2 protein-coding genes (1 of these 2 cut by a window edge) are annotated in these 16,482 nt (G+C 72.6%); both read left to right on the forward strand.

Annotation, left to right across the window (positions count from 1 at the left end):
- Positions 1-5,013 carry a non-ribosomal peptide synthetase gene (locus HZZ00_RS27695; protein WP_180328995.1) on the forward strand — a complete coding sequence of 1,671 codons (5,013 nt, stop codon included), beginning with the start codon at positions 1-3 and terminating at the stop codon, positions 5,011-5,013.
- Positions 5,010-16,482, forward strand: partial view of a non-ribosomal peptide synthase/polyketide synthase gene (locus HZZ00_RS27700; RefSeq protein ID WP_180328996.1) — the 5' end (the start) only. The gene runs 12,023 nt beyond the window's last position; only the first 11,473 of its 23,496 coding nucleotides appear in the window; it begins with the start codon at positions 5,010-5,012; its stop codon lies off the right edge, out of view. Before HZZ00_RS27695 ends, HZZ00_RS27700 begins: the two co-directional genes overlap by 4 nt.

Raw genomic sequence — 16,482 nt, forward strand, 5'->3', positions numbered from 1 at the left:
ATGACCACGCAGATCCGTCAGGACGACGCAACCGACACCGCCCATCTCGCCACGCTCGCCGAAGTCGTCGCGCGGCAGACTGCCTGGACTCCGGACGCCGTCGCGGTCGTCACCGCGCAGGGGGACTCCCACAGCTACGCCGAGCTGGACGCCCGCGCGCGCCGGCTCGCGGTGCTGCTGCGCCGCTCGGGTGTCACGCGTGAGTCCCTGGTCGGTGTGCATCTGCACCGCGGTCTCGACCTCGTCGTCAGCCTCCTGGCGGTGTGGAAGGCCGGCGCCGCCTACGTACCGCTCGACCCGGCGCACCCGGCCGAACGGCTGGAGTGGATGGCCGCGGACGCCGGGCTCGCCCTGGTGATCACCGAGTCCGCGCCCACCGGGACGCTGTTCGGCACTCCGGCGCTCGGGCTGGCGGAGCGGCGTGACACCCTCGCCGCCTTGCCCGCCGACGCGCCGGACACCCCGGCCGACCCCGACGGCGCCGCCTACGCGGTGTACACCTCCGGCTCCACGGGCCGGCCCAAGGGCGTGGTGGTCACCCACGAGGGCATCGCCAACCGGGTGCGCTGGAGCGTGCGCGAGCACGGCATCGGCCCCGGCGACCGGGTGCTCCAGAAGACGACGATGGGCTTCGACGCCGCCACCTGGGAGGTGTTCGCGCCGCTGGTCGGCGGGGCGACCCTGGTCCTCGCGCCGGTGGGGGCCGAGCGGGACCCGGCGGCCCTGGTGCGCTGCGCCGCGGACCGGGGGATCACCGTGCTCCAGGTGGTGCCGTCGGTGCTGCGGCTGCTGGTCGACGAGCCCGCCTGGGCCGAACTGTCCGCGCTGCGGCTGCTGTTCTCGGCCGGGGAACCGCTGCACGCGGAGCTGTGCCGGCGCGCGCTGGACCGCGGCGGCAGCGCGGCCCTGCGGATCTGGAACACGTACGGCCCGACCGAGTGCTCCATCGACATCACGGCCCAGGCGTACGACGCCGGGCAGGACGGCGGTCCCGTCCCGATCGGCCGCCCGCTCGACGGCATGCGGGTACTGGTCCTCGATCCGGGTGGCCGGCCGGTGCCGGTCGGGGTCATCGGCGAGCTGTACGCGGCCGGTGCCGGGGTCGCCCGCGGCTACCTGGGCCGCCCGGGGCTGACCGCCGAGCGGTTCGTGCCGGACCCCTACGGGCCGCCCGGCTCCCGGCTGTACCGCACCGGCGACCTGGTGCGCTGGCGTTCGGACCGGACCCTGGAGTACCGGGGCCGCGCCGACGAGCAGGTCAAGGTCAACGGGGTGCGGGTGGAGCCGGGCGAGGTCTCCGCGGCCCTGCTGGCGCACCCGGAGGTCGAGGCGGCCGTGGTCGTCGCCGCGCCCGCCCACGACGGCGGCATGCGCCTGGTCGCCTACGGCGTCACCGGTGACGGGCGCCCGCCGCGCGACTGGCGGCCGTTCCTGGCGGGCCGGCTGCCCGCGGCGCTGGTCCCCACCCAGCTGGTCCCGCTCACCGAACTGCCGCTGACCGCGAACGGCAAGGTCGACCGCGCCGCGCTGCCCGCCCCGGCGCCCGAACTGTCGGCCGCGCAGGAGCACATCGCGCCGCGCACCGACGAGGAGCGCACCGTCGCCGAGGTGTGGACCGAGGTGCTGGGCGTGGCCGACCCCGGTGCGGGCGACGACTTCTTCCAGCTCGGCGGCACCTCGCTCAGCCTGACCCGGCTCGCCGCGCGCCTGCGCGACCGGTCCGGCGCGGCGATCGAACTCGCCGCCCTGTTCACCTCCTCCACGCTGGAGGCGCAGGCGCGGCTGATCGAGGAGGCGTCGGCCGACGAGCCGTTCGTCACCGTTCCCCGCGAGGGCCGCCTGCCGTTCTCCTTCGGCCAGCAGCGGCTCGCCTTCCTCGACCGGCTGGAGCCGGGCGGCGCCGAGTGGGTCTCCCCGCTGCTGATCGACCTGCCCGAGGGTGCCCGCACCGACGACGTGCAGCGGGCCCTGGACCTGCTGGAGCTGCGGCACGAGGCGCTGCGCACCCGCTTCCCGGCCGATCTCGTGGAGCAGGGACCGCGCCTCGCGGCGCCCGGCCGGGTCGAGCTGACCGAGACCACCGTCGAACGGGCCGCGCTCGGCGAGCTGCTGGCCGATCGGTTCGCGCGCGGCTTCGACCTGGAGCGGGGCCCGCTGTGGCGGGCGGTGCTGGTCCGCTTCCCGCAGGGCGCCCCGCTGCTGGTGATCACCGTCCACCACATCGCCTGCGACGGCTGGTCGTCGGTGATCCTGGAGCGCGAGTTCACCGAGGCGCACGCGGCGTTCGCCGCCGGCCGCTCCCCCGGCCTGCCCGAACTCCCCTTCGGATACGTGGACTACGCGGCCTGGCAGCGCTCCCGGCTCACCGAGGACCGGCTGGCGGCGGACGCGGCGCACTGGCGCGAGACGCTCGCCGGGCACACCCCGCTGCCGCTGCCCACCGACCACCGGCGCCCCGCGCGCCGCGACCACCGCGGCGCCGTCGTCCCGCTGACCATCCCCGCGGACGTGGTGCGCCCGCTGACCGAGCTGGGCCGCGAGCACGGCGCCACCCTGTTCATGACGCTGCTCACCGCGTTCGGCACGCTGCTCGCCCGGCACAGCGGGGAGAACGACATCGTCGTGGGCACCCCGGTCGTCGGCCGCACCCGGCCGGAGACGGAGCACCTCGTCGGGTTCTTCCTCAACTCCCTGCCGCTGCGCGTCGACATGGACGGTGGGCTCGGCTTCGACGAGGCGCTGCGCCGGGTGCGCGCGGTCACCCTGGACGCGTTCGCCCACCAGGAGCTGCCTTTCGACCGGCTCGTCGAGGAGGTGCAGGACGGCCGCGATCCGTCCCGTACCCCCGTCTACCAGGCCGCCTTCGACCTGCTCGACGCCGAACTGACCACCGCGGGCGTCGACTTCGGCGAGCTGGCCGAACTGGGCGACTCCTGGCGGATCGCCAAGACCGACCTCAGCCTGTTCCTGCGGCCGCGTGCGGACGGCACGATCGTCGGCGTCCTGGAGTACGCGACGGCGCTGTTCGAGCACGCCACCGTGGAGCGGTTCGGCGCCCAGCTGGTGCGGCTCCTCACGCACGCGGCGGCCGCGCCGGGCACCAGGCTCGCCGAGCTGGAGATGCTCGACGACGCCGAACGCCACCGCCAGCTCGTGGAGTTCAACGCGGGCGCCGGTGAGACGCTCGCCGACCCCGAGGACCGCACCGTACTGGAGATGATCGAGGCCCGGGCGGCCGAGCAGCCGAACGCCCCGGCGCTGCGGGGCGAACGTACCGTCACCTTCGGCGAGCTGGACACCGCCGCCAACCGGATCGCGCACCGGCTGCGCGATTCCGGGGTCGGCGGCGAGTCCGTGGTCGGCGTCCTGCTCGACCGGGGCCCCGACCTGATCGGCGCGTTCCTCGGCAGCTGGAAGGCCGGCGCCGGGTACCTGCCGCTCGACCCGGAGCACCCCGCCGAGCGCGTCGCCGCCATGCTCGCCGACGCGGGCGCCGGCGTGCTGATCACCTCCGCGGCGCACGGCGCCCGGGTGGCGCACCTGTTCCCCGGCGAACTCGTGGTCCTGGACCGCGACCGGGAGCTGCTGGGGCGGCTGCCGGCCGCGCCGCCCGCGCGCCGGAGCGATCCGCGGGCCACCGCCTACGTGATCTTCACCTCGGGGTCCACCGGCCGGCCCAAGGGGGTCCGGGTCGAGCACCGCGGCCTGGCCAACCACGTGGCCTGGGCGGTCCGCGACCTGGCCGGCCGCGGCGGCACCGGCGCGGCCCTGTTCTCCTCCACCGCCTACGACCTGGTCGTACCCAACCTGTACGCGGCGCTGGCCGCCGGGCAGCCGCTGCACCTGCTGCCCGCCGGGCTCGACCTCGCCGACCTCGGGGCCACGCTCGCCGCGCACGCCCCCTACAGCTTCCTGAAGCTGACCCCCGGCCACCTGGAGATCCTCTCCCACCAGCTCACCGACGAGCAGGCGGCCGGCCTGGCCGAGGTGGTCGTGGTGGCGGGCGAGGCCTTCCCCGGCGAGGCCGCCTCCCGCTGGCTGGGGCTGCTCGGGCCGGGCCGGCTCGTCAACGAGTACGGGCCCACCGAGTGCTCCGTCGGCACCTGTGTGCACCCGGTGGACGAGCCGGTCGAGGGCACCGTGCCCATCGGCCGTCCGCTGCCCGGCATGTCGATGTACGTCCTCGACGACGGGCTGCGCCCGGTGCCGCCCGGCGGTGTCGGCGAGCTGTACGTGGGCGGCACCGGAGTCGCCCGCGGCTACACCGGCCGGCCCGGCCAGACCGCCGAGCGCTTCCTGCCCGACCCCTACGGACGGCCCGGCGACCGCCTCTACCGCACCGGCGACCTGGCCCGCCGGCTCCCGGACGGCACCGTGGAGTTCCGCGGCCGCGTCGACCACCAGATCAAGGTGCGCGGCCACCGCGTCGAACCCGGCGAGATCGAGTCGGTCCTGGTCGCCCACCCCGGCGTCCGCGAGGCCGTCGTCCTCGCCGGGCAGGGCCTGACGGCGTACACCGTGCCCGCCGGACCCCAGCCGCCGTCGGCCGGTGAACTGACCGAGCACTGCGCCCGGTCGCTGCCCGCCTACATGGTCCCCACCGACTTCGTCGCGATCGACGCCGTACCGCTGACGCCCAACGGCAAGCTCGACCGGGCCGCGCTGCCCGACCCCGCCGCCGCGGACGCCGCGGCCGGGCACACCGGTCCGCGCGACATCGTCGAGGAGCGGATCGCCGCCGTGTGGGCCGGCCTGCTCGGCCAGGAGCCCGGCATGGACGACGACTTCTTCCACAGCGGCGGCAACTCCATCCTCGGCATCCGGCTGATCTCCGCGATCCAGAACGAGTTCCAGGTCGCCCTGCCGCTGCGCGCCCTCTTCGAAGATCCCACGCCGGCCCGGCTCGCCCGCGCCGTCGAGGCACTCGTCCAGGCCGAACTCGACGGCGCCGACACCGACGGGTCCTCCCCGAACCTTCCGCTCTCCTCGCAGACCAAGGAGCACTCCGCATGACCACCGGCGCAGAGCACTCTTCCACCGGCGACCGCCTGCGCGCTGAACTGCTGCGCCGGCTGGCGGGCCGCACCACCGAGCAGCGCCGGCCCGAGATCCCGCGCGCCGACCGGGAGCAGCCGCTGCGGCTGTCCCCGGGCCAGCAGCAGATGTGGTTCCTGCAGCGGCTCGAACCGGACAGCCACGAGTACATCGTCCCGCTGACGCTGCGGCTGACCGGCCCGCTGGACGAGGCCGCGCTGCGCCGGGCCGTGGACGCGGTCGTCGCCCGGCACGAGATCCTGCGCACCCGCTACGACTTCGTGGCCGGCCGGCCCGTGCAGCTGGTCGATCCCGCGGGTCCCGTGCCGTTCACCACCACCGACCTCGGTGCCCTGCCCGCCGCCGAGCGGGAGGCCGAGGCCCGCGCCCGGGCCGCCGCCCGCGCCCGTGAGCCCTTCGACCTGGGCGCCGAATGGCCGCTGCGGGTGCACTTGTTCCGGCTGGACGACGAGGACTGGGTGCTCGCCCTGCTCTTCCACCACATCGCCTGCGACGCCTGGTCCACCCAGATCTTCGCCCGCGACCTCAGCGCCTGCTACCGGGGCGAGCGGCCCGGTCCCGCGCTGGAGGTGCAGTACGCCGACTACGCCGAGTGGCAGGCGGGGCGCACGGAGGGCGCCGCGCTCGCCCCGCATCTCGACTACTGGCGGCGGCAGCTCGCCGGGGTGGCCCCGCTCGGACTGCCCACCGACCGGCCGCGTCCCCCGGTGCGGGACACGGCGGGCGCCACCGAGACGTTCACCCTGCCGGACGCGTTGTCCGCACGGCTGCGGGAGCTGGCCGCCGCCCACCGCACCACGCTGTTCACGGTGCTGCTGACCGCCTACCAGACCCTGCTGTCCAAGTACACGTCGAGCACCGACATCGCGGTCGGCACCGTCGTCTCCGGGCGAGCGCGCCCCGAGTTGCAGCAGCTCATCGGCTACGGCATCAACAGCCTGGTGATGCGGGCCGTGTGGGACGGCGATCCCCGTTTCAGCGCTCTGCTGGAGCGGGGCCGCTCCGTCGTCCTGGACGCCTTCGACCACCAGGAGACGCCGTTCGCCCGGCTGGTGGACGAGCTCCAGCCCGAGCGGGACCTGTCGCGCACCCCGCTGTTCCAGGCCGCTTTCACCCTGCACGAGTCCCGTACCGCCGCCTACGACCTGCCGGGCGTGCGCGTGGAGCCCTTCGCCGTGCCCGCCTCGGTGGCCCGGTTCGACCTCCAGTTGCAGATCGAGGAGTCCCCCGACGGCTCGCTCCAGGGCCAGTTCGAGTACGCCACCGCGCTGTTCGACCGGTCGACCGCCGCCCGGTTCGCCCGCCACCTGGTGCGCCTGCTGCACGGCGTGGCGGACACACCTGACGCCCGGCTGTCCGAGCTGACGGTCGTGGACGAGGCCGAACTCGCCGTCCTCATCGACCCGCTCACCGAAGAGGCGGCCGACCCCCGGCTCGTCCACGAGGTCTTCGAGGCGCGGGCCGCGGCCACCCCGGACGCGATCGCGGTCGTCGCCGACGGCCAGGCCCTCACCTATGCCGAGCTGAACGCCCGCGCCAACCGCGTCGCCCACCGGCTGATCGCCCTCGGCGCGGGCCCCGACCTGGTCGTGGGCATCTGCGTGGAGCGCGGCCCCGAGCTGATCCCCGCGATCCTCGGCGTCCTGAAGTCCGGCGCCGGATACCTGCCGCTGGACCCGGCCAACCCGGCCGAGCGCCTCGGCTATGTCGTCGGCGACGCGGGGCCCCTCGCCGTCCTGACCGAGTCCGCGCACGTGGCCCTGGTGCGGGGCATCCACGACGGCCCGCTGGTCGTGCTCGACCAGGAGCGCGGCAGCGCGGCATGGGCGGCGCTGCCGGAGTCGGATCCGGCCGCGGCCGGCCACCCCGACCAGCTGATCTACGTCATCTACACCTCCGGCTCCACGGGCCGCCCCAAGGGCGTCTGCCTCACCCACCGCAATGTGCTGCGGCTGCTGACCACCGCCGACCGCCACTACGGCTTCTCCCCCGAGGACGTCTGGCCGCTCTTCCACAGCTACGCCTTCGACGTCTCCGTCTGGGAGATGTGGGGCGCGCTGCTGCACGGCGGGCGGCTCGTGGTCGTGCCCGCCGCGGTGACCCGCTCCCCTGACGAATTCCTCGACCTGCTGGTGGAACAGCGGGTCACCGTGCTCAACCAGACGCCGTCCGCGTTCCGCGCGCTGGTGTCCGCGGCCGCCGAGGGCGACGAACGCGTCGGCCGGCTGCGACTGCGCGCCGTCGTCTTCGCCGGCGAGAAGCTCCACGTCCCGGACCTCCAGCCGTGGGTGGACCGGCTCGGCCTGGACCGTCCGGTGCTGCTCAACATGTACGGGATCACCGAGACCACGGTGCACACCACCTACTACCGGGTGGGCCCCACCGACCTGCGCCCCGACGCGGGCAACCCCATCGGGGTCCCGCTCGGCGACCTGAGGGTGCACCTCCTGGACGCCTGGGGCGAGCCCGTCCCCGTCGGCGTCTTCGGCGAGATCCACGTCGCGGGCCCCGGCGTGGCCCGCGGCTACCTGGGCCGCCCGGCGCTGACGGCGGAGCGCTTCGTGCCCGACCCGTTCGGGCCGCCCGGCTCCCGTCTCTACCGCAGCGGCGACATCGCCCGCCGTCTGCCCGACGGCTCCCTGGAGTTCCTCGGCCGCGCCGACGGACAGATCAAGATCCGCGGCTACCGTGTGGAACTCGGCGAGATCCAGGCCGCGTTGACGGACCTTGACGGCATCCGTGACGCCGTGGTCATGCTCCGCGAGGACGTCCCGGGCCAGAAGGAGCTGGTCGCGTACACGGTGCTCGCCCCGGAGACCTCCTACGAGCCGGCCGAGCTGCGTGAACTCCTCGGCGCCCGGCTGCCGTCGTACATGGTCCCGGCCGCCTTCGTCACCCTGGACCGGCTGCCGCTGACCACCAACGGCAAGCTGGACCGCCGCGCGCTGCCCGCCCCGAGCGGCGACGCCCGCCGGGCCGGCGGCGCCTACACCGCCCCGCGCACCCCCACCGAGGAGCGGCTGGCCGAGGTGTGGGCCCAGGTGCTCGGCCTGGACAGGGTGGGCGTCGACGACGGCTTCTTCGACGTCGGCGGCGACTCCATCCGGGCCGTCGCCCTGGTCGGCGCGATCCGCTCGGCCGGCCACGACATCACCGTCCGCGACGTCTTCGAGTACCGCACGGTCGCCCGCCTCGCCGAACTGCTCACCGGCCGTCCCGCTCCCGCCGTGGTGCCCGAACCGGTACGGCCCTTCGCGCTCATCGACGCGGCGGACCGGGCCCGGCTGCCGGAGGGGGTGGCCGACGCCTACCCGCTGTCGCAGGTGCAGGCGGGCATGGTGCTGGAGATGTCCGTCGACAACGGGCAGAACAACTACCACAACGTCACGAGCTTCCGGATCCGCGACGAGCGTCCCTACGACCACCCGTCGCTGGTCGAGGCCGCGCGGATCGTCGTGGCACGCCACGAGGCGCTGCGCACGTCACTGGATTTGACCGGCTACTCCGTCCCGATGCAGCTGGTCCACGAGATCGCGGACATGCCCGTGGGCACCCAGTCGCTGCACGGCCTGACCGAGGACGAGATCAGGGACGCCGTTCGCGTGTACACGGCCCGCGAACGCGCCCGCGTCTTCGACCTGTCCGTGCCCACCCTCATGCGGCTGTTCGCCCATGACACCGGCAACGGCAGCTGGTGGCTGTCGATCACCGAGTGCCACCCCGTCCTGGAGGGGTGGAGCCACCACTCCATGCTGATGGAGATCCTCGATGTGTACGGCGCCCTCCGCGACGGCCGACCCGTCGAGGAGCCGGAGCGGCCCGGCACCCGGTTCGCCGACTTCATCGCCGCCGAGCTCCAGGCCCTGCAGGACGACGGCGACCGGGAGTACTGGAGCCGGGTCGTCACCGACCACGCGCCGCTGGAGGTCCCGGCCGGCTGGGGCGACGGCGCCGACGCGCCCCGCGCCACCTACCAGGCCTCCGTCCCGGTCGCCGACCTGGAGGACCGGCTGCGGGCGTTCGCCGGGCGGGCCCGGGTGTCGATGAAGAGCGTGCTGCTGGCGGCGCACCTGAAGGTGATGAGCCAGCTGACGAGCGAGACCGCCTTCCACACCGGTCTGGTCTGCGACGCCCGTCCCGAACTGCCCGGTGCCGACCGCGTCTACGGCATGTACCTCAACACGCTGCCGTTCGCGTTCGAGGCGGGCCGCGCCGCCACCTGGCGGGAGCTGGTCACCCAGGTCTTCGCCGCCGAGATCGAGCTGTGGCCGCACCGCCGCTACCCCATGCCCGCCGTGCAGCGGCTGGCCGGCAGCGGTCAGTTGCTGCACGTCTACTTCAACTACCAGGACTTCCACCAGGTCGACACCGAGCGGGTCGACCACGAGGCCGCGATCGACGACAGCCCCACCGAGTTCCCGCTGACCGTCTCCAGCCGGGGCGGCCATGTCATCGTCACGGCGAACGGCCGGGTGGTGTCGCAGGAGAACGCGGAGCGGATCGCCGCGATGTACCGGCTGGTGCTGGAGGCTATGGCCGCCGACTTCGACGGTGACGCGCAGGCGGTTTACCTGCCGCTCGGTGAGCGGGAGGTGGTCCTGCGGCGGTGGAACACCGCCGACACCGACGAACCGGCCCGTTGTGTACCGGAGTTGTTCGCCGGGCAGGCCGTCGCGGTGCCGGACGCGGTGGCGGTCACGTCCGGGGGCGTGTCGCTCACGTACGCCGAACTGGACCACCGTTCCGCCCGGTTGGCTGGACACCTCGCGTCGCTGGGTGTGGGCGCGGGTGACGTCGTCGCCGTCCTGCTGGAGCGCGGTGTCGATCTCCTCGTCGCCCTGCTCGCCGTTCAGCGCAACGGCGCCGCGTACCTCCCCCTGGACGCCACGCACCCCGCAGGACGCCTGACCGGGATCATCGAGGACGCCGCACCCGCCGTCCTGCTCACGCAGGAGGCACTGCGCGAGACGGCGGACGGGATTCACCAGGGCACGCGTGTGCTGGTCGAGGAGGGGGCTTCGGCCGAACCGCTGGCGCCCCGCCCCGTCGACCCGGCGGCCGTGGCATACGTCCTCTACACCTCAGGATCGACCGGCCGCCCCAAGGGCGTCCAGATCAGCCACGCGGCCCTGGGCAACCTCCTCACCGGCATCCGGCGCGTGCTCGGACCGTCGCAGACGACGGAGTCATGGCTGGCGTCGACCTCCGTGTCCTTCGACATCTCCGGCCTTGAGCTGTACCTGCCGCTGGTCGGAGGCCACCGCGTCGTCATCGCCGAGTCGGGGCAGGACCTGGTCGATCTCGTCGAGACCGAGCACGTCACCCACGTCCAGGCCACCCCCTCCGGATGGAAGCTCCTGCTCGAATCCGGATTCCGCACCACCTCCGTCACAGCCCTCGTCGGCGGCGAAGCGCTTCCCCTGGAACTCGCCCGTGAGCTGCGGTCCCGTGTGGCGCGTCTCGTGAACGTGTACGGCCCGACCGAGACCACCATCTGGTCCACCACCTGGGACGTCCCCGCCGATCCGACACACATCTCCATCGGCGCACCCATCGACAACACCCAGCTGTACATCCTCGACACCCACATGGAACCCGTCCCCGTCGGCGTCGTCGGCGAACTGTGCATCGCCGGAGACGGCGTCGCCCAGGGCTACCTCGGCCGCCCCGCCCTCACCGCGGAACGCTTCGCCCCCGACCCCTTCGGCCCCGCCGGCACCCGCCTCTACAAGACCGGCGACCTCGCCCGCCGCATGCCCGACGGAACCCTCGAATTCCTCGGCCGCACCGACCACCAAGTCAAGATCCGCGGCTACCGCATCGAACTCGGCGAGATCGAGTCCCGGCTCCTCACCCACCCCACCGTCAAGGACGCCGCCGTCATCGCCCGCACCGAAGACACGGGCGACACCTGGCTCGTCGGATACCTGATCCCCAACAATGCCGTGGACCAGGGTGAGTTGCGGACTTACCTGCGGGAGGAACTCCCCGACTACATGGTCCCCGGCGCCTTCATCGAACTCGACACCTGGCCCCTGAACACCGCCGGCAAACTCGACCGCAAGGCCCTGCCCGCCCCCGAAGTCGTACCCCAGGCCGAGTACGTCGCACCCCGCACCGAAGCCGAGAAGAAGATCGCCGACGCCTGGGCAGCCGCGCTCGGACTGGAGCAGGTCAGTGTCGAGGACAGCTTCTTCGACCTCGGCGGCGACTCCATCCGGGCCATCGTCCTCGTCGGCGCCATCCGCTCCGCCGGCTTCCAGGTCGCCGTCCAGGACATCTTCGAACACCGCACCATCGCCGAACTCGCCCACCACCTCGACACACACGACAACCCCGCCGAAACCGACCACTACGTCCAGCCCTTCGAGCTGATCGACGACCAGGACCGGAACCAGCTCCCCGCAGACGTCACCGACGCCTACCCCGTCTCCCAGGTCCAGCTCGGCATGCTCGTCGAAATGTCCCTCGGCACCGAACGCGCCGCCTACCACAACGTCGACGCCTTCCGCATCCGCGACAACCAACCCCTCGACCCCACCGCACTCCAACACGCCACCGACGAACTCATCACCCGCCACGAAATCCTCCGCACCGGCTTCGACCTCACCGGCTACTCGGAACCGCTGCAACTCGTGCACGAGACCGCGGACTCGCGGGTCGTCGTCGGCGCTCCGGACAACGGTGAGTGCGAGAACGAGCAGCGCGCCACTCCGTTCGACCCCGCGGTCCCGCCGCTGATCCGGGTCAACGCTCTGGCGAGTGCCGACGAGAACGAGTGGCAGCTCGTCTTCACCCACGCGCATCCGATCCTGGAGGGCTGGAGCTACCACGCTCTGCTCACCGAGTTGCTGGACCTGTACCGCGCCTTCCGGGACGGCCGGGACCTCACGCCGGCGGCGAGCGGTGGCAGCCGCTTCGCCGACTTCATCGCGGCCGAACAGGCATCCGTCGCCGGGGGGTCGGACGAGTCTTACTGGCGGCGCGTCGTCGGCGATCACACCACGCTGACCGTGCCGGCCGGCTGGGGTGACGACTCGGTCGCCGCCGGTACCGCCCACCGCTTCCCGATCGAGCTGCGGGATCTGGACGAGCGGCTGCGGGCGCTCGCCGGGCGGGCCCGGGTGTCGATGAAGAGCGTGCTCCTGGCGGCGCACCTGAAGGTGATGAGCCAGCTGACGAGCGAGACCGCCTTCCACACCGGTCTGGTCTGCGACACACGTCCGGAGCTGCGGGGCGCCGACCGCGTCTACGGTCTGCACCTCAACACGATCCCGTTCCCCTTCGAGTCGGGGCGGGCCGCCACCTGGCGGGAGCTGGTCACCCAGGTCTTCGAGCAGGAGACCGAGCTGTGGCCGCACCGCCGCTACCCGTTGCCCGCCATCCAGCGCGACTCGGGTGGCAGCCGGCTGCTGGACGTCTACTTCAACTACCAGGACTTCAGCAAGGTCGACGGCGAAGAGGTCGACGAACTCGGCGACATCGACGAGGTGCCGACCGAGTTCCCGCTGATGGTCGCCACCCGGGGCGGCTACATCGTCCTGACCGCCGACGGCCGTCTGGTGTCGCGGGCGAACGCGGAGCGGATCGCCGCGATGTACCGGCTGGTGCTGGAGGCTATGGCCGCCGACTTCGACGGTGACGCGCAGGCGGTCCACCTGCCGCTCGGTGAGCGGGAGGTGGTCCTGCGACGGTGGAACACCACCGACACCGACGAACCGGCCCGTTGTGTACCGGAGTTGTTCGCCGAGCAGGCCATCGCGGTGCCGGACGCGCCGGCGGTCACGTCCGGGGGCGTGTCGCTCACGTACGCCGAACTCGACGACAGAAGCGCCCGGTTGGCGGGACACCTCGCGTCGCTGGGTGTGGGCGCGGGTGACGTCGTCGCCGTCCTGCTGGAGCGCGGTGTCGATCTCCTCGTCGCCCTGCTCGCCGTTCAGCGCACCGGCGCCGCGTACCTCCCCCTGGACGCCACACACCCCGCAGGACGCCTGACCGGGATCATCGAGGACGCCGCGCCCGCCGTCCTGCTCACGCAGGAGGCACTGCGCGAGAGGGCGGACGGGATTCACCAGGGCACGCGTGTGCTGGTCGAGGAGGGGGCTTCGGCCGAACCGCTGGCGCCCCGCCCTGTCGACCCGGCGGCCGTGGCATATGTCCTCTACACCTCCGGATCGACCGGCCGCCCCAAGGGCGTCCAGATCAGCCACAGGGCCCTGGGCAACCTCCTCACCGGCATCCGGCGCGTGCTCGGCGCACCCACCGGTTCCGAAACCTGGCTCGCCTCGACCTCGGTGTCCTTCGACATCTCCGGCCTTGAGCTGTACCTGCCGCTAATCGGAGGCCACCGCGTCGTCATCGCCGAGTCCGGCCAGGACCTGACCGACCTCATCGAGACCGAGCACATCACCCACGTCCAGGCCACCCCCTCCGGATGGAAGCTCCTGCTCGAATCCGGATTCCGCACCACCTCCGTCACAGCCCTCGTCGGCGGCGAAGCACTTCCGGTCGAGCTGGCCCAGACGCTGCGCTCACACGTGGCGCGCCTGGTGAACGTCTACGGCCCGACCGAGACCACCATCTGGTCCACCACCTGGGACGTCCCCGCCGACCCGACACACATCTCCATCGGCGCCCCCATCGACAACACCCAGCTGTACATCCTCGACACCCACATGGAACCCGTCCCCGTCGGCGTCGTCGGCGAACTGTGCATCGCCGGAGACGGCGTCGCCCAGGGCTACCTCGGCCGCCCCGCCCTCACCGCGGAACGCTTCGCCCCCGACCCCTTCGGCCCCGCCGGCACCCGCCTCTACAAGACCGGCGACCTCGCCCGCCGCATGCCCGACGGAACCCTCGAATTCCTCGGCCGCACCGACCACCAAGTCAAAATCCGCGGCTACCGCATCGAACTCGGCGAAATCGAATCCCGGCTCCTCACCCACCCCAGCATCAAAGACGCCGCCGTCATCGCCCGCACCGAAGAAACAGGCGACACCTGGCTCGTCGGATACCTCATCCCCAACGGCACGGCCGATCACCACGAACTCCGCGCCCACCTGCGCGAAACCCTCCCCGACTACATGGTCCCCGGCGCCTTCGCCGAACTCGACGCCTGGCCCCTGAACACCGCCGGCAAACTCGACCGCAAAGCCCTGCCCGCCCCCGAGCGGGGCGAGGAGAGGCCATATATAGCCCCGCGCACAAATGACGAGGCGAGGATCGCCGGTGCCTGGGAGACGGCTCTCGGGCTGGAGCGAGTCGGTGTCGAGGACAGCTTCTTCGACCTCGGCGGCGACTCGATCCGCGCGGTGTCGCTCGTCGGTGCGCTCAAGGCGATCGGCTACAGCCTGACCGTTCGGACGATCTTCACGTACCAGACCGTCGCGGAGTTGGCCCGCCATCTCGCGGCTCAAGCACCTCAGGAGGAGAGCGTGTCACCGACGGAGAAGGACTCCCGTACGGCAACCGCCGACGCGGCGGAGGCGCTCACCGGGGCGCTCCGTGCGGCTGGTATCGACCTCGCGTCGGGTGGCCTTTCCGAGAACACGTCGGTGGCCGACCTGCTCGCGCTGCTCCAGCAGAAGCAGGCCGAGCCCGAAGCCGCCACCGAGGCCGCCGGTTCGAAGGAGGCGGGGACCGCCCCTTTCGCCCTGGTCCCCGCTGAGGACCGCGATCGAATACCCGAGGGACTGGCGGACGCCTATCCGCTCTCGCAGGTCCAGACGGGCATGGCGGTCGAGGTGCTCCTCGAGAACGCGGGTGACGACTACCACCGCGTCACGTCGTTCCGCGTCCGGGACGGGCACGCGTTCTCCCGCGAGGCGCTGGAAGCGGCGGCCCGCACGGTCGTCGCCCGGCACGAGATCCTGCGGACGTCCCTCGCCCTGACCGGCTTCTCCGTGCCCATGCAGCTGGTGCACGGAGACGCCGAAGTGCCGGTCGCCTTCGAGGACTTCACCGCCCTGGACGAGACGGCCACGCGGGACGCCGTGCGCGCGTTCGTCAGGCGCGAGGAGGACACTGCGTTCGACCTGGGCGCGGCACCGCTGCTGCGGGTCGCGGGTCTGGTCGAGAGTGCCGACTGCTGGTCGCTCGCGCTGACCCACAGCCACATCATCCTGGAGGGGTGGAGCCACCACTCGCTGCTGATGGAGCTCCTGGACGTCTACCGCTCGGTGCGCGACGGCCAGGACCCGGACGCCGGCCGGGAGGCCACCGGGGTCCGGTTCGCCGACTTCATCGCGGGCGAGGTGGAGTCCCTGGAGGACGACGGCGACCGTGCGTACTGGCAGCGGATCGTCGCCGAGCACCCCGCCGTCGCCCTTCCGGCGGGCTGGGGCGAGGAGACCATGGCGGACTCCTTCCGGCTGCCGGTCGCGTACGGCGACCTGGACGACGGTCTTCGGGCGCTCGCCGAGCGGGCCCGCGTGTCCATGAAGAGCGTGCTCCTGGCCGCCCACCTGAAGGTGATGAGTCAGCTCACCGAGGAGGAGTCCTTCTCGGCCGGCCTGGTCTTCGACGCCCGTCCCGAACTCCTGGGCGCGGAGAAGGTGCTGGGCATGCACCTCAACACGGTGCCGTTCGCACACCGGCGCGGCGCGCCCACCTGGACGCGGCTGGTGCGCCAGGTCTTCGAGCAGGAGATGGACCTGTGGGAACACCGCCGCTACCCGCTGCCGTCCATCCAACGACTGACCGAGGCCGGTCGGCCAGCGGTCGAGGTGCTGTTCACCTACCAGAACTACCACCAGGTCGACACCGGCCTGATCGAGGTCGGCGCGGAACAGGGCGACACCACGTCCCAGTTCCCGCTCGCCGTCACCACACTGGCCGGTCACCTGATGCTGACCGCCGACGGCAACGCCCTCTCGCGGGTGAACGCGGAGCGGATCGCCGCGATGTACCGGCTGGTGCTGGAGGCGATGGCCGCCGACCCGGACGGCGACGCGCTGGCGACCCGTCTCCCCGACGAGGAGCATGTGCACGTCGTCGCCCGCTGGAACGACACCGCGACGGATGAACCAGCCCGTTGTGTACTGGAGTTGTTCGCCGAGCAGGCCGTCGCGGTGCCGGACGCGGTGGCGGTCACGTCCGGTGGCGTGTCGCTCACGTACGCCGAACTGGACGACCGTTCCGCCCGGTTGGCCGGGTCGCTGGCCGCAGCGGGTGTGTGCGCGGGTGACGTCGTCGCCGTCCTGCTGGAGCGGAGCGTCGATCTCCTCGTCGCCCTGCTCGCCGTTCAGCGCACCGGCGCCGCGTACCTCCCCCTGGACGCCGCACACCCCGCAGGACGCCTGACCGGGATCATCAAGGACGCCGCACCCGCCGTCCTGCTCACCCAGAAAAACCTGCACGAGACGGCTGCACAGATCCACCAGGGCACTCATGTCCTGATGGAAGAGGGCACCACGGCCGAACCGCTGG

Source organism: Streptomyces sp. NEAU-sy36 (genome assembly GCF_013423905.1).
Classification (GTDB): Bacteria; Actinomycetota; Actinomycetes; order Streptomycetales; family Streptomycetaceae; genus Streptomyces; species Streptomyces misionensis.

Bases quoted from the DNA above. Each gene is read 5' to 3' on its own strand.
- HZZ00_RS27695 (WP_180328995.1), top strand. From the start codon at position 1: ATGACCACGCAGATCCGTCAGGACGACGCAACCGACACCGCCCATCTC.